The following is a 20,391-nucleotide window of genomic DNA, read 5'->3' on the forward strand; positions in this document are numbered from 1 at the left end:
AGGACGCGAGTCATTCAGGACTTTCGTATATCGCGCTTCGGATAATTGAAGAGCAGCGAGCGCCGCGAAGCTTGCCACAACGGCACCGAACGCGCGTCTGAGGAAACGACAGCGTGTGGCCGGTCTGCTCGTCGGCTGGAGAGATTGCAGTGAGCAGCATGGTTGATTTTTCCGTTCTCAATGTTTCAACGAACGAAATTCCCGAAAACGAGCGCATCCCGTTGCTCCGCGATTTCTACTGCCGCGGGGTGCTGAAGGCGGAGGTCGAGGCAAGGGATGGAAAGCCGGCCGCGGCGAGCTTCACCTCTCATGTCTTGCCGGAAGCCCAGTTGTTGATCGGGGGCCTGTGCGGCGCGCGGGTCATTCGCACCAAGCAACTGGTGGCCGATGGCGACGACAGCCTCGCGCTGATCGTGAACAGGTCCGGCGTTCTCGGCATATCCGAGCGGGGGCACGATCTGAGGCTTCATGCAGGGGAGGCGGTGTTGACGAGCGCGGAGGACGTCACGACGTTCGAGCGGCTGTCGCTGGGAAGCTGCTTCTCGCTGCGCGTGCCGAGGCGCGTGCTGGCGCCGATGATCGTGGACGTCGACGATGCCGTGATGCGCGTCATGCCGGAAAGCTCCGCCGGACTGAGGCTGCTGGTCGACTATGCGGTGACGCTGGTACGGGAGAAGGCGTTCGTGACGCCTTTGCTGCGGCAGCTCGGGGTCGGGCATCTGCACGATCTACTGGCGCTCGTCCTCGGTGCCACCGGTGAAGCGCGGGAGCTGGCCGGACGGCGTGGCGTCAAGGCGGCGCGGCTCCAGAAGGCGAAAGTCTCCATCGCCAACAATTGCTGGCGGCAGGATCTGTCGGTGGCCTCGGTCGCCCAGGAACTCGGCGTGACGCCGCGCTATCTGCAGCGCCTGTTCGAGGCCGACGGCAAGACGTTCTCCTCATTCCTGATCGAACAACGCGTCAAGCGCGCGCATCGCATGCTGCGGGAGCCCGGATACGCCGAGCGAACGGTGAGTTCGATCGCCTACGACGTCGGCTTCGGCGATCTCTCTTATTTCAACCGCTGTTTCCGGCGGACCTATAACGCGACGCCGAGCGACATCAGGAGCGGCGAAATGTCGTGACCGCGCGCGACTGAATTGCAGCCAACTGCCGATTTCAGCCAGCAGACAGGGGTCCGACGTGATCCTTGATTGCGAAGCCATGACCCAAGCGTTGCGTGCGGCATCCGCAGCCGGAGTATTGAATGCGCCGTTTCTTTTTCGACCTCCTGGTCGGCAACATCGTGAAGATCGACCCGGGCGGCATGGTGTTCGAATGTGCGGAAGCGACATTCGTGGTGGCCAACGAGATGGCAAACCATCTGTTCGTCTGGCGTGATGATCTGCGTGACCGCGACGCCTGGATCCGCGTCAGGGACAACAGCGGCCGCGAAATCTATCGCGCCCCGGTCTGGTCGGAATGCGCGGAGAAGCGGGGCTGGGACCAGGCGTGAGCGCCGCTTCGGTGCAGCAACTCTGCACCAGTTCGACGCCGCGGTGGCCGGCCTCGGCTTCGACTACCGCACCGGGGCCAATTTGTCCGTGTTCGGCGCGGTCGAGGGCATGATGATGTCCGACCAGAGCCGCACCGGCACGGCCAAGGGTGGCGTTCGCGTCGCGTTCTGAGCCGGCATCAGCCCTGGCGGCTCGAACGCGATGCCCGCCGGCCGGGCTCCATCCGCCCGGCCGGCGCCTCCTCCGATCGGAGGATGTCGCATGCTACGGTTGTGTTAGGTTCGCCGGCATTGATCATTCAGTGCCATTTTGAGCCATGCACGGATCGCAAAAGCTGCCAGATCTCGTCGAGTCCATCTACGATGCCGGGCTCGATCCCTCGCTGTGGAATAACGCGGTGGCCGGCATCCGGGATTTCGTCGGGGGCCAGGCCTGCGGGCTGTTCTCGAAGGATTCGATCAGCAAATCCGGTGTCACGCATTACTATTGCGGAGCGGACCCGCACTACATCCAGCTCTATGCCGAGACCCATTCGAAGTTCGATCCGCTGACTGTTCTGCCGCCACACGGCAAGATTGTGAGCATTCCGGATCTCGTCAATTTCGAAGAGTACCGGCGCGGCCGCTTCTATCAGGAATGGATGCAGCCGCAGGGGTGCAGCGATGCGGCCAATGTCGTGCTCGAGATATCGAATGCGAGCTGCCCGGTGATGATGACCGTGCTGTCGGGCCGCCGCATGGTCGATCGGGGCATGAAGCAGCGCCTCTCGCTGCTGGTGCCGCACGCCAGCCGCGCGCTGCTGATCAACCGCGCCATGACCGCGCAACTGACGCTGGCGACGGCACTGGCTGACGTGCTCGACAGTTTGACGGTCGGGATCTTCCTGCTCGATGGCTTCTGCCGCCTGGTGCATGCGAATTCGGCCGGTCAGGTCCTGCTCGCGGCCGATGATATGGTCCGGTCCGTTGCCGGGCAACTCGTGACCGGCAGCGCTGAAGCCAATCAGATCCTGCGCAAGGCGTTTGCGGACCATCGCGACGGTGCAGTGCGTGCCGCAGGCGGCCATGCGATTCCACTGTTGTCCGCCACCGGCGAGCGTTACGTCGCTCACATGCTGCCGTTGTCGTCCCTGCTGCGCAACGGCAGCGAGCGCGTGGCCGACGCCGCCGGTGCGCTGCTTGTGCGCAAGGTATCGCTCGGCGGACAGTCCTGTGGCGAATTGATCGCGCGGACTTTCGAGCTGACGCCGGCGGAGCTTCGCGTGTTCCTGTCGATCGTCGACGTCGGCGGCATCCCCGAGACGGCGGCAGCGCTCGGTATCGCAGAGACGACTGCTAAAACGCATCTGCATCGCGTCTTTGCCAAGACCGGCGTGTCCCGGCAGGTCGATCTCGTCAAGCTCGCCGCGGGTTTTGCCAATCCGCTCGTCCACTGAAGCTCGCCGTCGGCGTTGAACCTTTTTCTCCCGCGACAGACTCACAGGAGCCGCCGGGCACGAAGAAATCCGCAAATCTTCGAATTTGACCATTGGCTCTTCCGATGCCCCGACTTCCAAGACATTCCGACCTGATCGAGAGCATCTATGATGCCGGGCTCCACCCTGAGTTGTGGACCGAGGTCGTCGTCATGCTCAATGCCTTCATCGGCAGTCAGGCCTGCGGCCTGATTTCGAAGGATACGGTCAGCAAGTCCGGGGCGACCCATTATTATTGCGGGGTCGATCCGCACTACATCCAGCTCTATTCAGAAACCTACTCCCGGTACGATCCACTCGCCCGGCTTCCTGGGTATGGCGAGGTGCGCAACATCCCGGACCTCGTGAATTTCGACGAGTACCGCCGGGGGCGATTCTACCAGGAATGGCTGCAGCCCCAGGGCTGCGTCGACGTCGCCAACGTGGTGCTGGAGCAATCGAAGTCGCCGTGCCCGATGTTGCTGACCGTCATCCCGGGCAGGGAGATGCTCGATGCCGAGCAGCGCGCGCGAATGCAGTTCCTGGTCCCGCATGCGAGCCGGGCGCTGATGATCAACCGCGCGATCGAGCGGAAGCAGCAACGCGCGACCGCACTGGCCGACGTCGTGGATCGCCTGAATGCCGGCGTCATCCTGCTCGATGCAGCCTGTCGGATCGTCCACAGCAATCCGGCGGCCGAGACGATCCTGGCCGCAGACGATGTCCTGCGCTCCATCTCGGGCCGGCTGGTGACGAGATCCTCCGAGGCCAATCTGGCCCTTCGCAATATCTTCCGCGATCCGGGAGAGGTGGCTCTGGCTGCGGCCGAAGGTCGAAAGATCCCTCTGACGTCGCACGACGGTTCGCACTACGTCGTGCACGTGATTGCACTGCCCTCGCTGCTCCGCGATGGTGCGACCGAGCGCACCTTGGCCGTCGGAGCCTTGCTGGTCTGGAAGGCGGAACTCGACAGCCGCTCATGTGCCGGCCTGATCGACCGCACGTTCGAACTGACGCCCGCGGAACTGAGGGTTCTGCAATCGATCGTCGAGGTCGGCGGTGTGCCGGAGACCGCGGCCGCCCTCGGGATCGCCGAGACCACGGTGAAGACGCATCTGCACCGTGTATTTGCCAAGACCGGCGTGTCCCGTCAGGCCGATCTGGTCAAGCTTGCGGCGGGATTTTCCAATCCGCTTCTGCACTGACGCGCACGCGCCTCGCGTCGCTCTTCGCGGCAGCACGCGGATAGGTTCAAACAGAGACATCATTAGAAAGTTATCGCGCGTCATTCGATCGAATGACGCGTTTTTTTGCGTTTCCTTCTACAGACGCGTCACACGATTTCTTGTTCGACGTATCAGACTTCTTTGTGAAGCAACTCACAGCAGGCTGGGGTGAATCTCACCATTCTCGCGCACAGGTTGAGAGGAAGTCGTCATGCGAAAGACGTCACTTGCGATGGCCGACAGGTTCCGCGACATCGTCGCTCGCGTCGGCGCCGTTTTCCGTGAGCAGCGCAAGATCGACGCGCAGCGCGCATTGCAACGCTATCACCACTTGCTGTCCCAGCCCGGCGAAGCATTGCCTTTGAACGAAATCATTCCGGTCAGCAAACAAGAGGATGTTTCAGGAAATGCCCACGGATCTGATGCGCGCGAGCGCGCCGCCGGCGAGCCCGCCTACGAGGGCGCGTAATTTCAACATCGTCGCGATTGCGCTGACCGGGGCGCTCGTCACCCTTCAACTGGTCGGGCTGGCGCTTCTGGAACGATCCCACGCCCATGCGATGCAAATGTCGTTTCCGCGCGAGGCGGCCGTCTGCACCGAGAACCCGGATGCTGTCGTTCCGCAGATCCCCTATGATTGACCGGAGGACGGTCCGTGCCTGACGTCACGACTCTGATTCTGCTTAGCGTTGCCGTATTCGCCGGCGCCTTCGTATCAGGACTCTCGGGTTTCGCGTTTTCGGCCGTCGCGGGCGCGATCCTGCTGCGGGTGTTTCAGCCGCTCGAAGCCGTGCCGCTGATGATGGCGTGCAGCATCGGCGTGCAGGCGACCAATCTGTGGGCGCTCCGGCGCAGCATCCGCTGGGAAGGCAGTCTGCTGCTGATCGTCGGCGGATTGATCGGTGTGCCCATCGCGGTGTCGCTGTTGCAGAGCGCGGATACGCATCTGCTCAGGCGCGGCTTCGGCATCATCGTCGCGCTCTATGCGGCCTATATGCTGCTGCGGCCGACGCTGGTGACGGCAGGCGAGGCGGTCGGCCGGCACTGGGTGGCGCTGATCGGATTTGGGGGAGGGCTCGTCGGCGGACTCACCGCGATGCCGGGCGCGATCCCGACGATCTGGTGCGACATGCGCGGCATGCCCAAGAGCGAGCAGCGCGGCCTGGTGCAGCCCTTCATCGCGGCAATGCAGCTGTTTGCCATCGCACTGCTGGTCGGGCATCAGGACCTGTCGTCGAAGGTCTTCGTCGACCTCGCCGTCAGCCTGCCGGCGTTGTTCGCCGGCTCGGCGCTCGGCGTGATCGCTTTCCACCGGGTCAACGAGACGGTCTTTCGCAAGACCGTGCTCGTTCTGTTGCTCGTGTCGGGGATATCCCTGATCTAGTGTCCTTGGACTTCGTGAAGTCCCTGGACCGGCGCCGCGCTGATGTCGCTGCCGTGATGCACCAGCGGCTTGTTACCGGTCACGGTCCGCAGCAGCACATAGAACACCGGCGTCAGGAACAGGCCGAAAACGGTGACGCCGATCATGCCGGAGAACACGGCCACGCCCATGGCTCGCCGCATCTCCGAGCCCGCGCCGGTCGACAGCACCAGCGGCAGCACGCCCATGATGAAGGCCATTGACGTCATCAGGATCGGGCGAAGCCTTAAGCGGCTCGCCTCGATCGCGGCGCGGATCGGGGTGCGCCCGGCGAATTCGAGCTCACGCGCGAACTCGACGATCAGGATCGCGTTCTTGGCCGAGAGTCCCACGAGAACGATCAGGCCGATCTGGGTGAAAACGTTGTTGTCGCCCTTGGAGATCCAGACGCCGAACATGGCGGCGAGCAGGCCCATCGGCACGATCATGATGATCGAAAGCGGCAGGGTCAGGCTCTCGTAGAGCGCGGCCAGCACCAGGAACACCAGCAGGATCGCCAGCGGAAACACCCAGAGACCGGAATTGCCCGCGATGAACTCCTGATAGGTCAGGTCGGTCCACTCGAAGGCAAAGCCGGGTGGCAACGTCTCCGCCGCGATCCGGGTTGCCGCCTCCTGCGCCTGGCCCGACGAGAAGCCGGGCGCGGCGGCGGCGTTGATATCGGACGACAGGAATCCGTTGTAGCGGATCGCACGCTCCGGTCCCGCGCTCTGGCGGATATTGAGCAGCGCCGACAACGGCACCATGTCGCCCGAGGACGAGCGCACCTTCAACTGCCTGATGTCATCGGCGCGTGCACGGAACGGCGCGTCGGCCTGCACATAGACCGAATAGGTGCGGCCGAACTTGTTGAAGTCGTTGACGTAGTAGGACCCCAGATAAATCTGCAGCGTGTTGAACACCTCAGTCACGGGCACGCCAAGCTGCAGCGCCTTGGTGCGGTCGATGTCGGCGAAGAGCTGGGGCACGTTGACCTGGAAGCTCGAGAACACGCCGGCGATCTCCGGCGCCTTCTGCATCGCCGCCATGAACGCTTTCGTCGCTTCGTTCAGCGCCTCATAGCCGAGGCCGGCACGGTCCTCGATCTGGAGCTTGAAGCCGCCGATGGTGCCGAGGCCGTTGACCGGCGGCGGCGGGAACATGGCGATGAAGGCCTCCTGGATGCCGGCATATTTCTTGTTCAGGTCGGCCGCGATGGCATTCCCGCTCAGGGCCGGGCCCTTGCGCTCGTCGAATGGCTTCAGCGTCGAGAACACGATGCCGGCATTGGACGAGTTGGTGAATCCGGAGATCGACAGGCCGGGGAAGGCCACGGAGCTCTCGACGCCAGGCTGGGTCAGCGCGACGTCGCTCATCTTGCGGATGACCTCTTCGGTGCGGTCGAGCGTTGCGCCATCGGGCAGGCGCGCAAAGCCGACCAGATATTGCTTGTCCTGGCCCGGCACGAAGCCGCTCGGCACCTGCTGGAACAAGAGGGCGGTGAGGCCGACCAGGACCACGTAGAGCCCCATCACCGCGGCCTTGCCCGAGATCACCTTGGTGACGGTGCCGCTGTAATTGTCCGAGGAGCGCGTGAAGGCCTTGTTGAAGCCGCGGAAGAACCAGCCAAGGCTCTTTTCCATGATGAGCGTCAGCCGGTCCTTCGGCTCGTTGTGGCCCTTGAGCAGCAGCGCTGACAGCGCCGGCGACAGTGTCAGCGAGTTGACCGCCGAGATCACGGTCGAGATCGCGATCGTCAGTGCGAACTGCTTGTAGAACTGCCCGGTGAGGCCGGAGATGAAGGCCAGCGGCACGAACACCGCGATCAGCACCATGGCGATGGCGATGATCGGACCCGATACCTCGCGCATGGCCTGATAGGTGGCGTCGCGCGGCGACAACCCGGCCTCGATGTTGCGCTCGACATTCTCGACCACGACGATGGCGTCGTCGACGACGATGCCGATCGCGAGCACGAGGCCGAACAGGCTGAGCGCGTTGATGGAGAAGCCGAACACGTGCATTACCGCGAACGTGCCGACGATCGACACCGGCACGGCCAGCAGCGGGATGATCGAGGCCCGCCAGGTCTGGAGGAACAGGATCACCACCAGCACCACCAGCGCGATCGCTTCCAGCAGCGTGTGGATGACAGCCTCGATCGAGGAGCGTACGAACTGGGTGGGGTCGTAGACGATCTGGTAGGACACGCCTTCCGGCATGTTCTTCTTGATCTCGGCCATGGTGGCGCGGACGTTGTCGGAAATCTGCAGCGCATTGGAGCCCGGCGCCTGGAAGATCGGAATCGCGACCGCCTGCTTGTTGTCGAGCAGCGAGCGCAGGCCATATTGCGAGGCGCCGAGCTCGATCCGCGCGACGTCGCGCAACCGCACGACCTCGCCGCGCGTACCGGTCTTGACCACGATATCGCCGAACTGCTCTTCGCTGGACAGCCGGCCTTCCGCATTGACGGACAGTTGCAGGTCGATGCCCTGCACGTTTGGGGAGGAGCCGACAACTCCGGCGGCGGCCTCGACGTTCTGCGCCTGGATCGATTTGACGATGTCGCTCGCAGTCAGGCCGTGCTCGGCCGCCTTCTGCGGATCGACCCAGATCCGCATCGAATAGTCACCGGCGCCGTAGAGCTGGACGTCGCCGACGCCGTCGATCCGCGCCAGCCGGTCCTTGACGTTGAGCACCGCGTAGTTGCGCAAATACGTCATGTCGTAGCGGCCGTTTGGCGACAACAGATGCACGACCATGGTGAGGTCGGGCGAGGACTTCTTGGTGACGATGCCGAGCTGGCGCACCACGGCCGGGAGGCGCGGCTCGGCCTGCTGCACGCGGTTCTGCACCAGCTGCGTCGCCTTGTCGGGGTCGGTGCCAAGCCGGAACGTCACCGTCAGCGTCATCGCGCCGTCGGTGGTCGCCTGGCTCGACATGTAGAGCATGTTCTCGACGCCGTTGATCTGCTCCTCGATCGGGGTCGCGACCGTCTCCGCGATCACCTTGGGATTGGCGCCGGGATAGGTGGCGCGCACCACGACGGAGGGCGGCACCACGTCCGGATATTCCGAGATCGGCATCGCGAACAGCGAGATCAGGCCGGCAAGGAAAATCAGGACCGACAGCACGCCGGCAAAAATCGGACGATCGATGAAGAACTTTGAGAGATTCATGGCTTTGCCCCTGGGCAATATCCTGCGTGTCTCCGCCAACTCACCCCGTCATTCCGAGGCGCGCGCTCAGCGCGCGAACCCGGAATTCAGAGGTGAGATGGATCGGAGTTTCCAAACTGCTGGATTCCGGGTTCGCGCTACGCGCGCCCCGGAATGACAGAGAACACTAGCGTTGCACGACGTCCTGGTTGCTGTGGTTCGAAGCCTGCTGCCCACGCGCGCCCATCGCTGCGACCTCCGTCTTGAGGAGGGCGCCGGGACGCACGCGCTGCAGGCCGTTGACGACGATACGATCGCCGGACTTCAGGCCCGAGGTGACGATGCGAAGCCCGTCGACGGCGCTGCCGAGCGTGATCGGACGGTACACCGCGCGGCTGTCGTCGCCGACCGCCATCACGAACTTCTTGTCCTGATCGGTCCCGATCGCGCGCTCGTCGATCATCACCAGCGTCTGTTGCTTCGGCTGGCCCATGCGCACGCGGGCGAACTGGCCGGGGATCAGACGCCCGTCCTCGTTCCGGAACACCGCACGCACCCGGATGGTGCCGCTCTGGCCGTTGACCTGGTTGTCGATGAGCTGGATGTGGCCTTTTGCCGAGAGGCCGCCGGAGGTCGCCATCTCAACCGGGATCTGGTCGAGCTTGCCGCGTCCGCCCTTGGCGTCCGCGATCGAGTTCAGCGCACGCAGCACGACCTCTTCGTCCGCATCGAATGACGCATAGATCGGATTGACCGAGACCAGCGAGGTCAGCACCGGGGAGGCGGTGCCCGCAGCGACGAGATTGCCGACGGTGATCTCGATCTTGCCGACGCGACCGTCCACGGGCGCGCGCACCTCGGTGTAGTCGAGATTGAGCTTTGCAGTCTGGAGCGTTGCCTCGGCCGCCTTCACGCTGGCGATCGCTTCGCGGTTGGCGTTCTCGCGCTGGTCGAAATCGCGGCGTGTCACGACGGCGTTGCCGACCAGCTGCGCGCCGCGTTCGACCTCGCTGGTGGTGAATACCACGCGCGCCTTTGCGGCCTCGAGTTGGGCGTTGGCCTTGTCGACCTCGGCGGCGTAAGGCGCCGGATCGATCTTGAACAGCACGTCGCCAGCCTTCACCAGCGCGCCTTCGGTGAAGTTGGTGGAAAGGATCGCACCGGCAACGCGCGGGCGGAGCTCGACACGGTGGATGGCTTCCAGCCGGCCGGAGAAATCGTCCCACAGCGCGGTCTGCCGCGGCTCGATCATGGCGACGGTGACGGGCACCGCCTGTTCAGCCGCGACGGCCGTTGCAGTTGCCTGGGCGGAACGAAGATAGTGGCCGGTCGCAATTGTACCGGCTACGGCGAGGGCGCCCACGATGGCGACGCCGCCAAGAAGGCGGCGAAGGCGGCCGGCACGGGAGGTATTTTGGGAGGGGGGCATTTGCGCGCTCCAGATATGTAGTGTTCACTACAGATGTGGAGCTGGATCTCGCAGTGCAAGATACTTATGTACCATTCACTAAGAAAAATGTACGCCGATACCGCGACGATTGAAAGACACAAGAAAAAGAAAGCCAGAACAAATAGATAGGACCGGCGTTAAGCTGATACAGGCCGCCGATTCCGAGGAGACAGGCACATGCGCATGGGACGCCCCCGCGAATTCAACGCCGAAACGGCGTTGGACCAGGCGATGGAAGTGTTTTGGCGCCATGGCTATGAGGGCGCCACGATCGCGCAGCTGACCGAGGCCATGGGCATCAATCCGCCCAGCCTCTATGCCTGTTTTGGCAACAAGGAAGGTCTGCTGAAGGCTGCGCTCGATCGCTACACCAAGCTGCGCGGCGTCTGGATGGACGAGGTGGTGGCCGCGTCCACCGCCCGCGACGTCGCCGAACGGATGCTGATGGGCATCGCCGAGAAGCAGACCGATCCCGCCAATCCGCCCGGCTGCCTGCTCGTGCAGGGCGGCATCGCCTGCGGCACCGGCTCCGAAAACGTCCCGTTCGAGCTCGCCGCCCGCCGCGCCCAGAACGAGGACCAACTCCGGGACCGTTTTGTCCGTGCCAAGGCCGATGGCGATCTCAAGGAGAGCGCCGATCCCGCCGCGCTCGCGCGCTACGTCTCGGCCGTCGCGGTCGGCATGGGCGTGATGGCATCCTCGGGCGCAGATCGCGAAGCGCTGCGGCAGGTGGCGAGCGTCGCCGTGCAGGCGGTCGAGGCGCAGTCGGCCGACCGAGCGTGATGGCCGTAAGCGCCGGCGGCTGTCATCCCGCAGCTTATGCAGACAGCGCCGGCGGCGGCACGAAGCCGCCGAACTCGCGTTCGATCAAGTCGGCCAGCGCAATCGTCGTACGATCCTCCAGATAGGGCCCGATGATCTGGACGCCGACCGGGAGACCCGTCGCTGTGCGCTCGATCGGAACGGCGGTTGCCGGCAAACCGCAGGTCGACGCGGGGTCGGCCCAGATGAAGCACGCATCGGAGTAGTTGTAGAGCTTGCCATCGATGTCGAGCTGCCGTGCGTCGAACGGTTCGGAATGGTCATGCGGAAAGGCCGGCACGGCGGCGGCCGGGTAGATCACGGCGTCGAACTCACGGAATAGCTGCTGCCACCGTCGTTGCAGCTGCAAGCGCGCCGCATCGGTCGCGAGCCATTCGCGATGGATCATGCCCCAGCCGCGGGCGCGCTCGGCCTGCAGGCTGCGGTCGTCGGGGGAGAGTGCGGCGGCAGCTTCTTGCGCCTCGGCGAGGGCGATCGCTGTCAGGCGCGGGCTTCGCGCGGCGTTGAGCAGCTTCATGTAGAGCCGCGCAGACTCGGCGAGATCGGGCAGCAGCGTGCTCGAGCGTCCCACCTGCGCGCCCGAACTGCCGAGCCGCTCGGCCAATCGTCCAATGGCTGAACGCACGGCCTCGCCCGTCGGCATCAACGGGTGCGTGTCGACCACGAGGATCCTGAAATCCCCGAGATGATCATGGCGCGGGGCGGGCAGCGCAAGCCGATAGCCGATCCCGTCGCGCGTCTCGTCCGGGCCGGCGATCACGTCGAGTGCCAGTGCAAGGTCCGAAGCTGTACGCGCCATCGGTCCAACGACTGCGAGATCGCCCTGGCCGGGGACGGGCGGTGCCGGCGGAAGGCCGTATCCGCGGAGCGGGACCAGGCCGAGGCTCGGCTTGTGTCCGAACACGCCGCAGAAATGCGAGGGGACCCGGATCGAGCCGCCGATATCCGAGCCGATCGAGAGCGGACCGAAGCCTGCGGCCAGCGCCGCGCCGCATCCGCCGGAGGAGCCGCCGGGCGACCGGCCGAGGTCCCACGGGTTGTTAGTCGTCCCGTAGATCTCGTTGTAGCTCTGGAAATCCCTGAGGCCGATCGGGATATTGGTCTTGCCGATGACGATGGCGCCGGCCGCCTTCAACCGCGAGACGACGAGGGCATCCTCCGCCGGCTGGAAATCCCTGAAATGCGGAAAGCCCCAATTCGTCGGCAGGCCCGCGACGTTGAAGGGCTCTTTCAAGGTCACGGGGATGCCGAGCAATGGCCGTTGCTCGCCGCCGCCAAGCGCGGCATCGGCAGCGCGCGCCGCCGCTCTCGCGCGGTCGAAATCGCGCACGATGACCGCGTTGATCTGACCGTCGAGTGCCTCGATGCGCGCGATCGTGTGTTCGAGCAGTTCCGACGCAGATATCTTGCGCGCGTGCAGGGCGCTCGCCAGTGCTCTGATCGAGCCGTAGTTCAAGTCAGCAGCATCTGCGGTCATCACGAACTCCAATGTATCTCATCGCGGTGTCGACGCTACCCCGCTGCAGATCGCTCGGGGCACCGAACATGCGATTTTGAAAGGGGGATGAGGAGGCGGCGCAACGGGCACCAGATCTGCTTGCCGGGGGCACCAGTGCGGAGGCCGGGCTTCGAAACGCTATGCCTTCCGACCCGTTAACGGACCGGCGCGCTGGCGGGATTCACAATCGGCCATCAGGCGAGTCAGCGCCTGCTTTGCCCGACGTGTCAAACGTCCGCGCGGGCAGGCCTTGGCGGCGTGCGGCGCGAAATTCTTCAATGATTTGTACTTTGCATGGGGTTGTTTTCGCGTTTTTTGTTTGGGCGTCCCCCGGGCCAGGGCATCAGCCGTCAAAGACCGTATCGATACGGGCGCTCCTAAGAATTCTTACACACAGTTCTGGCACGCTCCCGCGCGTCAAAGTTCCCGCAACCTGCATCGTCGCGTCTCACTGCGCGCACGAAAAGATGGGGCCCGCGGAGATCAAGGGGGCGTTGCTCATGACCGCATTTGCTTCGGACGCCGGTTGCGCGAAGCGGGGGATCGTGCCGATCCTGCTGTGCGTCGTGCCGTTCAGCCAGATCCCGCTCGATGCCTATACGCCCGGCCTGCCGCAGATGGTGGTGGATCTGGCCGCCGATCCCGCCTCGATGCAGAACACCGTCACCGCCTACATGCTCGGCATGAGTCTGGCGCTGGTGCCGGTCGGCATCGCCTCCGACACGCTGGGCCGCCGCAACGTCCTCCTCGCAGGCCTTTCGGTGCTGATCGCGATGAGCATCGCCTGCGCGCTCGCCACTAGCGCCTCGCTGCTGCTCGGCTTGCGTTTCCTGCAAGGGATCGGCGGCTGCACCTGCCTCGTCGTCGCCTATGCGGTTGCGGCCGATTGCTATCGCGGCCGTGAGCTCACCGCCATCTCCGGCCTGCTTGGCGCTGCCTGGGGGCTCGCGCCGGTGCTAGCGCCCGCGGCCGGCGGCTTCATCGTCGAGTTGACGTCATGGCGTGGTGTCTTCGTCATCATTGCGATTGCTGCGGCCATCGTCGCTGCGATCGTCGTGTTTCTTCTGCCCGAGACATTGCCGGCCGAGCGGCGCGCGCCGTTCGATCCGCGCCGTACCGCGGATATCTTGCGCGAGGCGGTGGTCCGCCCGGGCTTCCTGGCTTTCGTGCTGGTGTTCGCTGCGGCCGCGAGCGCGCAGCTGGCATTCGGCGTCGTCGCACCGTTCTTCTACCAGACCGGCCTCGGTTACTCGGCGGCGATCTACGGCCTCGTCGCGCTCGGCCTCGGCGGGGTCAACCTCGCCGGCGAACTCGGCTGCGCCCATTTCGCGCGCGTCATGCCGGCCCGCATGCTGGGCTTCGGCGCCTTCGCGCTGTTTCTCGCCGGCTCCGCGGTGCTGACCGTGACAGGCATGGTCGTCGGTCTCGATTTTGCGTCGATCACGATCGGCGGCGCGCTGGTGCTCGGCGGCTGCGGCGTGCTGTGTCCGATGATGTACGGCATGGCGCTCGGCCTGTTCGAACGCGACCACGGCCTGATCGGCGGCCTCATCAGCGCGCTCTGCTATCTCGCCGTGAGCGGCGCCATGGCGATCGCGGCGGTGTTGCCTGAAGCAACGCAGGCGCCGATCGGGTGGCTCTATCTCGGCCTCTGCGCCATCGCGGGCACGCTGCTCGCGATCTCCTTGCCGTCAGTGCGCCAGCCAAACAATCTTAAGGAAGGGACCCAATCATGACCACGGTCGGTATTCGCGGCACGTTCTTCGACTTCGTCGACGATCCCTGGAAGCACGCTGGCAACGAGCAGACCGCCGCGCGCTTTCATCACGACGGCCTCATGATCGTCACGGACGGCGTCATCAAGGCGTTCGGACCCTACGAGACGATCGCCGCCGCCCATCCCGGCGCTGAGATCACCCGTATCAAGGGCCGGATCATCGTCCCCGGCTTCATCGACGGCCACATCCATCTGCCGCAGACCCGCGTGCTCGGGGCCTATGGCGAGCAGCTGTTGCCGTGGCTGCAGAAATGGGTCTATCCGGAAGAGCTCAAATACCGGGATCGCAACTACGCGCGCGAGGGCGTCAAGCGTTTCCTCGATGCGCTGCTGGCCTCCGGCACCACCACCTGCCAGGCCTTCACGAGCTCCTCGCCAGTTTCAACCGAGGAGTTGTTCGAGGAAGCGGCCCGCCGCAACATGCGCGTGATCGCGGGCCTCACCGGCATCGATCGCAACGCGCCGGCGGACTTCATTGATACCCCGGAGAATTTCTATCGCGACAGCAAGCGGCTGATCGCAGAGTATCACAACAAGGGCCGCAACCTCTACGCCATCACGCCGCGTTTCGCCTTCGGCGCTTCGCCGGAATTGCTCAAAGCCTGTCAGCGCCTCAAGCACGAGCATCCGGACTGCTGGGTCAATACCCACATCTCCGAGAACCCGGCTGAATGCAGTGGCGTGCTGGTCGAGCACCCGGACTGCCAGGACTATCTTGGCGTCTACGAGAAGTTCGACCTGGTCGGGCCGAAATTCTCCGGTGGCCACGGCGTCTATCTCTCCAACAACGAATTCCGGCGCATGTCGAAGAAGGGCGCGGCGGTGGTGTTCTGCCCGTGTTCCAACCTGTTCCTCGGCAGCGGTCTGTTCCGCCTCGGCCGCGCCACCGATCCCGAGCATCGCGTGAAGATGTCGTTCGGTACCGACGTCGGCGGCGGCAACCGCTTCTCGATGATCTCCGTGCTCGACGACGCCTACAAGGTCGGCATGTGCAACAACACGCTGCTCGACGGCAGCATCGATCCCACGCGGAAGGACCTTGCGGAAGCCGAGCGCAACAAGCTCTCGCCCTATCGCGGCTTCTGGTCGATCACGCTCGGCGGCGCCGAGGGCCTCTACATCGACGACAAGCTCGGCAATTTCGAGCCCGGCAAGGAAGCCGATTTCGTCGCGCTCGATCCGAACGGCGGGCAGATCGCCCAAGCGTGGCACCAATCGCTGATCGCCGAGGGCGCCGGCCCGCGCACGATGGACGAGGCCGCGAGCATGCTGTTCGCGGTGATGATGGTCGGCGACGATCGCTGCGTCGACGAGACCTGGGTGATGGGCAAGCGGCTCTACAAGAAGAGCTGAAGCGGACCGCGACGATGAGCACGTCTCCGGATATAGCCGGCAAGCCGGTCGCCCTCGTCATCCAGCGCCGCATCGCTGACGAGGGCTTTGCCGCGTTCGCGCGGTGGAACGGCGAGGTGGGCGAGGCGCTCAAGGCCTGGCCCGGTTTCCTGGGGCAGGAGGTGGTGCCGCCGGAGCCGCCGGCGCATGTCGACTGGGTGACGATTTTGCGCTTCGCCAGCCCGGCCGCGGCGCGCGCCTGGCTCCAGAGCGAGATGCGGGCGAAGCTGATCGGAGAGGTGCAGCGCTTCTTCGTCGGTTCGGAGGATGTTCATATCCTGCCCGACACCGGCATCCAGCGCGACAGCGCGGTGTCGGCCGTCATCTCCTTCAAGGTGCCGGATGGACTGGAGGACGCGTTTCTGAAATGGCAGCAGCGCATCCAGGCTGCCGAGGCCGAGTTCAAGGGGTTCTTGCGCCACAAGATCGAGCGGCCGATTCCGGGCTTGCGCGACGAATGGATCGTCATCCTGTCGTTCGACAGCGATGCCAACCTCAATGCATGGCTGGGCTCGCCCGTCCGGCAGACCCTGCTGAAGGAGGGCGAGCGCTTCAACGCGGGCATGAACGTGAAGCGCGCAAGCTACGGCTTCAATTTTTGGTTTCCCGCCGGCAAAGCCCAAGCGCCGGAGCAGGGCCCGGCCCTGATCTGGAAGAGCAACCTCATCGTCCTGCTGGTGCTCTATCCCGTGGTCTATCTCTGGGGCACTTTCATCAGCCGACCGCTGATCGACAGTCATGGCGTGCCGATCTGGCTGTCGCTGTTCGTCGGCAATCTCGTCAGCACCCAGTTGCTCGGCTGGTGGCTAGTGCCAGCGGCCTTCAAGGCACTCGACTGGTGGGTCGCGCCGAAGGCGGCGATCAGTCGCCAAATCGCGGGCTACGCACTTCTTGCCGCACTCTACGCCGCGTCGATGGGGCTGTACGCGCTGTTGCTCGCGTGGCATTGGGGACGGTGAGACCGTTCACCGTACCGTCGCGGAGAGGGGCGGTCGCTGGACATCGACGACCATGTTTGCCCTGACATTCCTCGGCACCTCGGCGAGCGTTCCTTCCGCGGAGCGCAACCATCCGGCCCTGCTGATCGAGGCCGCCGGACAGCGCATGCTGGTCGATTGCGGCGAAGGCACGCAGCGCCAGTTGCTGCGCAGTGGCGCAGGTTTTCGCCGGCTCGACCGCATTCTGCTGACGCATGCGCATCTCGATCATGTGCTCGGCATCCCCGGCCTGTTCTCGACGCTGCGCTTGCGGCAGAGCGCCGAGGTGATGATGGTTCATGGCGGTCCAGCGACGCTCGAGACGGTCATCCAGATGCTGGCCGGGTTGTGGGGTGCGGGCAGGGCGCCGCTTCCGGTGGAATTCGCTCCCTTGGCCGCAGGACGGTTCGTCGACGCCGGCGACTTCACCATCGACTGTTTTCCGGTCCGCCATCGCGACACCGACAGTTTTGGATTCGTCTTCCAAAGCCCCGCTCGCCGCCACCTTCAGCCAAATCTGCTGGCAGCGCTGGACGTTCCCGACGGTCCCTTGCGCGGCGAGTTGGCCGCAGGCCGGGCGGTCGTGATCGACGGCGATCGAACGATCGATCCGGAAGATGTCCTGGGACCGCCGAGCGGCGGCAGGAAACTTGTCGTGATCGGCGACACCGAAACCACCGAGGGGCTGGCGCAACACGTCGTTGATGCCGACATGTTGGTGATCGAGGCAACGTTCCTCGATCGTGACGCGTCGATCGCGCGGGATTACGGCCATCTCACCGCGGCAGAAGCGGCGTCGTTTGCGGCAGCGAGCAATGTGAAGCAGCTCGTGCTGACCCATATGTCGGGACGCTATGAGGACGAAGAGATTCTCGCCGAGGCGGCGAGGATCTTTCCGAACACCCGGATCGCCGCCGACTTCGATCACATCGTGGTCTAGCCGTCGCGACGAAATCGCCAGTCGCGGTCTCGTCCGGCTCTACAGACCGGCGGCAACACCGAGGCGGCCGATGCCCGGCAGCTTGACGGCGGGCCGGCGGATGTCGAGGCCGAGCACGGCGCCGAAGAAGTTGATCTCGAGGCCTTCGACCCAGCCGAGGGTCAGGCCGAGATAGCCGAAGAGCGAGGCATAGAAGCCGGTGCGCGAGGCGGTCAGCCCAATCCATTCCCCGGAATAGGGATAATCCTTGCCGATCGCGGTCGGTGGCAGAACCGCGCGAAGTTCCGGCACGGCATCAAGAGCGGCTTGAACGAAGGTGTTTGAATTCGGTCCCGGCCAGGCGCTGTAGTCGCCGTAGGTTCGAAACTTGTAGGTCTCGATCACAGTCCGAATCCTGGGAATGAGGAACTCGGCCCGTGACCCATCTACCGCGACGACGGTTTCCGGCAGGGCGCCGAACCACCTTCCATCGGGAGCGAAGCCGTTGCTCCGGATCGGTTCGCCCCACGCGGTGTAGTCGTATCGGCTGTAGCTGGTCGCATCCTTTTCCTTGACGACGATCCACGTGTGGACGGCGAAGATGCTTCGCCACCGGACCGTTCGGGCCGCATAAACCCGGATCAGGGCATCGGGATGGGAAGAAGCCGGCGGCAGCAGGCCTGCGCTGGAACGGTCAGCCGTCTGCCAATTGCCGCGGCCATCTCCAAGCCAATAGTACCGTGCGGCCGATAGGCCGATCGGCACGAACAGGAGCAGGAAGAAAATGAGCACGGCTCTTCGCAAGGGGAAATCGGGTTTCGGAAGGAAGCCTTGACGATATAGGTCGCGAAAGCGTTTTCACAATGATCTTCGGATGCAGATCGTCAGCTGTGACGTCGCACGGGACACGCCCGCGAAGAGATCGCTCAGCTCGTCAATCCCGACTTGATCGCGAGATCCTGTACCTGACTGGTCAGCTCCATCAGCCGCGGCAGCGCCTGGTCGCGGAAGGCCGCCATGTCCATGCGCATGGCATCGACCGTGATGCTCAATCCCCCGATCACCGAGCCCTGGGCGTCGAAGATCGGCGTTGACAGCGTGCGCAGGCCGTAGGCGTTTTCGCCGTCGGAGACGGCGTGGCCTTTCTTCTTCACCTGATCGAGCCGGGCGAGCAGGGCATCGAGATCGGTCAGCGTGCGCTCCGACAGTTTGACGCGAGGGCGCGATTCCAGTCGCTCGATTTGCTCGTCCCGCGCCAGATGCGCCAGCATGACATGACCGAGTGCGGCGCTATAGGCGGGAATGCGCGTGCCCGGCCGGCGATCCATCTTGTGGCGGTCGAGGCCGGCGCCGACGCGCGCGAGATAGACCACGTCGCCGCCGTCGAGGATGCCGAGCGAAGCCGCATCGCCGACATCGGGCACGAGATCGCGCAGCAACGGCTCGACCATTGGGCGCAACGACCCATGCGATAGCACGGTGTAACCGAGGTCGAGGCAGGCAACGCCGAGGCGGAACCGGCGGCTCTGCGGCACGGCCTGGAGATAGCCGATCTCGGTCAGGGTCTGAATCAACCGGAACGCCGTTCCGCGATCGAGATCGGCCCGTGCGGCAATCTCACTCAGGGTGAGCTCGAAGGCCTCGCTGCTGAAGCTCTTGAGCACGGCAAAGGCCTTGCCGACGGACGCCACATGATTCTTGGGGTTTTTCGGGGGCGATTCCGATTTGCGCTTTGTGGCCTTCTTTTCGACCTTGGCCATGCCCGAATGCCTTGCCATGACAGCCACCGCCCTTGACGCGGCGGCAAGCTGATTTTACGACTGGTCGAAGCCAATAACAAATGTTCGCATTCCGAACAACTGATTTGACGATCGGAGGAAGTTTGTCGACACCATCGCTGCACCCTCATGGCGTGTTTTCCGCCGCGCTGACCCCGCTCGACGCCCAGCTCGCTCCCGATCATGCGCGCTTCATCGCGCATTGCCGCTATCTCCTCGATGAGGGCTGCGACGGTATCGCGCTGCTCGGCACGACGGGCGAGGCGAACTCCTTCTCCGCGGCGGAGCGCATGGCGCTGCTCGAGGCGGTGGTGGCTGCCGGCATCGCGCCGCAACGTCTTCTGCCGGGCACCGGCGTGGCCGCGCTCAGCGAGACCATTGTCCTGACGCGCCACGCACTCTCGGTCGGCGTCGACACCGTCGTGATGCTGCCGCCGTTCTATTACAAGGGTGTCACGGACGACGGCGTTTACGCGTCCTATAGCGAAATCGTGCAGCGCATTGGCGATGCCAGGCTCAAGGTCGTGCTCTATCACATCCCGCAGATGTCGGCGCAGCCGATCTCGCATGCGCTGATCGAGCGGCTGCGAACGGCTTATCCGGCAACGTTCGTGGGTATCAAGGATTCCTCCGGTGACTTCGCGAACATGACCGCGATGGTCGAGCGCTTCCCCGGCTTTTCGGTTCTGGTCGGAGCCGATCCGTTGCTGCTGCCGCTGCTGCGCAAGGGCGGCGCCGGCTGCATCACGGCGTCCTCCAATCTGGTCGCGCGGGACCTTGCCTATGTCTACAAGCATTTTCGCGATAGCGACGACGACGCGGCGCTCAAGACGGCGCAGGCGCGCATCGTGAAAGCGCGCGAGCTGGTCTCGCGCTTCCCGCAGATGGCCTCGCTGAAGACATTGGTGGCAGAGCGCACTGGCCACGCAGGATGGCAGCGCCTGCGACCGCCGCTGGAGTCGTTGCCGCCCGAGCAGGTGAAAGAGCTGCTCGCGAATGCTGCGGCATTCGCAGCCGCTTTGTAGCCGGCGCGACGACGAGGC

At 64.5% G+C, this 20,391-nt stretch carries 18 protein-coding genes; 13 read left to right on the forward strand and 5 right to left on the reverse strand.

The window, feature by feature from the left end; all coding sequences use genetic code 11:
- Positions 1 to 158: 158 nt before the first annotated feature.
- The 7 genes from BM190_RS05300 to BM190_RS05330 all read left to right on the forward strand — a co-directional run bounded on the left by BM190_RS05300 (position 159) and on the right by BM190_RS05330 (position 5,559).
- On the forward strand, positions 159 to 1,124 hold the full coding sequence (locus BM190_RS05300; protein WP_177236939.1) for a helix-turn-helix transcriptional regulator: 966 nt from the start codon (positions 159 to 161) through the stop codon (positions 1,122 to 1,124).
- Positions 1,125 to 1,246: 122 nt separating this feature from the next.
- Complete coding sequence (locus BM190_RS05305) at positions 1,247 to 1,495, forward strand: DUF6894 family protein (protein WP_092252538.1); 249 nt, start codon at positions 1,247 to 1,249, stop codon at positions 1,493 to 1,495.
- 43 nt (positions 1,496 to 1,538) lie between these two features.
- The gene (locus BM190_RS41590; RefSeq protein ID WP_283806117.1) at positions 1,539 to 1,667 is read left to right on the forward strand and encodes a hypothetical protein; all 129 of its coding nucleotides are present in this window, start codon (positions 1,539 to 1,541) and stop codon (positions 1,665 to 1,667) included.
- Between the two features lie 145 nt (positions 1,668 to 1,812).
- A complete protein-coding gene (locus BM190_RS05310) occupies positions 1,813 to 2,931 on the forward strand; it encodes a helix-turn-helix transcriptional regulator (protein ID WP_092252540.1) in 1,119 nt (372 codons plus the stop codon).
- Positions 2,932 to 3,035: 104 nt separating this feature from the next.
- The gene (locus BM190_RS05315) at positions 3,036 to 4,154 is read left to right on the forward strand and encodes a helix-turn-helix transcriptional regulator (protein WP_092252543.1); all 1,119 of its coding nucleotides are present in this window, start codon (positions 3,036 to 3,038) and stop codon (positions 4,152 to 4,154) included.
- Positions 4,155 to 4,386: 232 nt separating this feature from the next.
- Positions 4,387 to 4,644: a hypothetical protein gene (locus BM190_RS05320; RefSeq protein ID WP_092252545.1), complete on the forward strand. Its 258-nt coding sequence runs from the start codon at positions 4,387 to 4,389 to the stop codon at positions 4,642 to 4,644.
- 186 nt (positions 4,645 to 4,830) lie between these two features.
- On the forward strand, positions 4,831 to 5,559 hold the full coding sequence (locus BM190_RS05330; protein WP_018319795.1) for a sulfite exporter TauE/SafE family protein: 729 nt from the start codon (positions 4,831 to 4,833) through the stop codon (positions 5,557 to 5,559).
- Here BM190_RS05330 and BM190_RS05335 read toward each other — a convergent pair.
- Together BM190_RS05335 and BM190_RS05340 are read right to left on the reverse strand one after the other, a co-directional pair.
- The gene (locus BM190_RS05335) at positions 5,556 to 8,756 is read right to left on the reverse strand and encodes an efflux RND transporter permease subunit (RefSeq protein WP_092252549.1); all 3,201 of its coding nucleotides are present in this window, start codon (positions 8,754 to 8,756) and stop codon (positions 5,556 to 5,558) included. The two genes, BM190_RS05330 and BM190_RS05335, sit on opposite strands and share 4 nt — an antisense overlap.
- A 166-nt stretch (positions 8,757 to 8,922) precedes the next feature.
- The gene (locus BM190_RS05340; protein ID WP_092252551.1) at positions 8,923 to 10,164 is read right to left on the reverse strand and encodes an efflux RND transporter periplasmic adaptor subunit; all 1,242 of its coding nucleotides are present in this window, start codon (positions 10,162 to 10,164) and stop codon (positions 8,923 to 8,925) included.
- A gap of 198 nt (positions 10,165 to 10,362) precedes the next feature.
- Between BM190_RS05340 and BM190_RS05345 the strand changes: the two genes are divergently transcribed.
- A complete protein-coding gene (locus tag BM190_RS05345; RefSeq protein WP_092252553.1) occupies positions 10,363 to 10,968 on the forward strand; it encodes a TetR/AcrR family transcriptional regulator in 606 nt (201 codons plus the stop codon).
- 34 nt (positions 10,969 to 11,002) lie between these two features.
- Here the strand turns inward: BM190_RS05345 and BM190_RS05350 are convergent, their stop codons facing one another.
- The gene (locus BM190_RS05350; protein WP_177236922.1) at positions 11,003 to 12,484 is read right to left on the reverse strand and encodes an amidase; all 1,482 of its coding nucleotides are present in this window, start codon (positions 12,482 to 12,484) and stop codon (positions 11,003 to 11,005) included.
- 521 nt (positions 12,485 to 13,005) lie between these two features.
- On the opposite strand from BM190_RS05350, the gene BM190_RS05355 reads away from it, so the two are divergent.
- The 4 genes from BM190_RS05355 to rnz are packed head-to-tail and all read left to right on the forward strand — an operon-like array spanning position 13,006 to position 17,591.
- The gene (locus tag BM190_RS05355) at positions 13,006 to 14,241 is read left to right on the forward strand and encodes a multidrug effflux MFS transporter (RefSeq protein WP_092253050.1); all 1,236 of its coding nucleotides are present in this window, start codon (positions 13,006 to 13,008) and stop codon (positions 14,239 to 14,241) included.
- The gene (gene guaD / locus BM190_RS05360) at positions 14,238 to 15,635 is read left to right on the forward strand and encodes a guanine deaminase (RefSeq protein ID WP_092252557.1); all 1,398 of its coding nucleotides are present in this window, start codon (positions 14,238 to 14,240) and stop codon (positions 15,633 to 15,635) included. The genes BM190_RS05355 and guaD overlap by 4 nt, the downstream gene beginning before the upstream one ends.
- A 14-nt stretch (positions 15,636 to 15,649) precedes the next feature.
- Positions 15,650 to 16,633: an antibiotic biosynthesis monooxygenase gene (locus tag BM190_RS05365; protein ID WP_092252559.1), complete on the forward strand. Its 984-nt coding sequence runs from the start codon at positions 15,650 to 15,652 to the stop codon at positions 16,631 to 16,633.
- Positions 16,634 to 16,685: 52 nt separating this feature from the next.
- Positions 16,686 to 17,591, forward strand: a complete 906-nt coding sequence (rnz, locus tag BM190_RS05370; protein ID WP_092252561.1) for a ribonuclease Z — start codon at positions 16,686 to 16,688, stop codon at positions 17,589 to 17,591.
- 39 nt (positions 17,592 to 17,630) lie between these two features.
- On the opposite strand, the gene BM190_RS05375 is transcribed toward rnz, so the two are convergent.
- Positions 17,631 to 18,362 (reverse strand): DUF3750 domain-containing protein, encoded by a 732-nt coding sequence (locus BM190_RS05375; protein ID WP_092252563.1) that lies wholly within the window; start codon positions 18,360 to 18,362, stop codon positions 17,631 to 17,633.
- A 134-nt stretch (positions 18,363 to 18,496) separates the two neighbouring features.
- Positions 18,497 to 19,348 carry an IclR family transcriptional regulator gene (locus BM190_RS05380; protein ID WP_244550599.1) on the reverse strand — a complete coding sequence of 284 codons (852 nt, stop codon included), beginning with the start codon at positions 19,346 to 19,348 and terminating at the stop codon, positions 18,497 to 18,499.
- Between the two features lie 104 nt (positions 19,349 to 19,452).
- Here BM190_RS05380 and BM190_RS05385 point away from each other — a divergent pair, with 104 nt between their 5' ends.
- Positions 19,453 to 20,373 (forward strand): dihydrodipicolinate synthase family protein, encoded by a 921-nt coding sequence (locus tag BM190_RS05385; protein WP_177236923.1) that lies wholly within the window; start codon positions 19,453 to 19,455, stop codon positions 20,371 to 20,373.
- Positions 20,374 to 20,391: the final 18 nt, after the last annotated feature.

The organism is Bradyrhizobium sp. Rc3b (assembly GCF_900114915.1).
Classification (GTDB): Bacteria; Pseudomonadota; Alphaproteobacteria; order Rhizobiales; family Xanthobacteraceae; genus Bradyrhizobium.

Excerpts from the sequence above, each read along its gene's own strand:
- BM190_RS05365 (WP_092252559.1), top strand. The coding sequence starts at position 15,650 with ATGAGCACGTCTCCGGATATAGCCGGCAAGCCGGTCGCCCTCGTCATC.
- BM190_RS05350 (WP_177236922.1), bottom strand. The coding sequence starts at position 12,484 with ATGACCGCAGATGCTGCTGACTTGAACTACGGCTCGATCAGAGCACTG.
- BM190_RS05380 (WP_244550599.1), bottom strand. The coding sequence starts at position 19,348 with ATGGCAAGGCATTCGGGCATGGCCAAGGTCGAAAAGAAGGCCACAAAG.
- BM190_RS05305 (WP_092252538.1), top strand. The coding sequence starts at position 1,247 with ATGCGCCGTTTCTTTTTCGACCTCCTGGTCGGCAACATCGTGAAGATC.
- BM190_RS05340 (WP_092252551.1), bottom strand. The coding sequence starts at position 10,164 with ATGCCCCCCTCCCAAAATACCTCCCGTGCCGGCCGCCTTCGCCGCCTT.
- BM190_RS05355 (WP_092253050.1), top strand. The coding sequence starts at position 13,006 with ATGACCGCATTTGCTTCGGACGCCGGTTGCGCGAAGCGGGGGATCGTG.
- BM190_RS05320 (WP_092252545.1), top strand. The coding sequence starts at position 4,387 with ATGCGAAAGACGTCACTTGCGATGGCCGACAGGTTCCGCGACATCGTC.
- rnz (WP_092252561.1), top strand. The coding sequence starts at position 16,686 with ATGTTTGCCCTGACATTCCTCGGCACCTCGGCGAGCGTTCCTTCCGCG.
- BM190_RS05335 (WP_092252549.1), bottom strand. The coding sequence starts at position 8,756 with ATGAATCTCTCAAAGTTCTTCATCGATCGTCCGATTTTTGCCGGCGTG.
- BM190_RS05300 (WP_177236939.1), top strand. The coding sequence starts at position 159 with ATGGTTGATTTTTCCGTTCTCAATGTTTCAACGAACGAAATTCCCGAA.
- guaD (WP_092252557.1), top strand. The coding sequence starts at position 14,238 with ATGACCACGGTCGGTATTCGCGGCACGTTCTTCGACTTCGTCGACGAT.
- BM190_RS05345 (WP_092252553.1), top strand. The coding sequence starts at position 10,363 with ATGCGCATGGGACGCCCCCGCGAATTCAACGCCGAAACGGCGTTGGAC.
- BM190_RS05315 (WP_092252543.1), top strand. The coding sequence starts at position 3,036 with ATGCCCCGACTTCCAAGACATTCCGACCTGATCGAGAGCATCTATGAT.
- BM190_RS05310 (WP_092252540.1), top strand. The coding sequence starts at position 1,813 with ATGCACGGATCGCAAAAGCTGCCAGATCTCGTCGAGTCCATCTACGAT.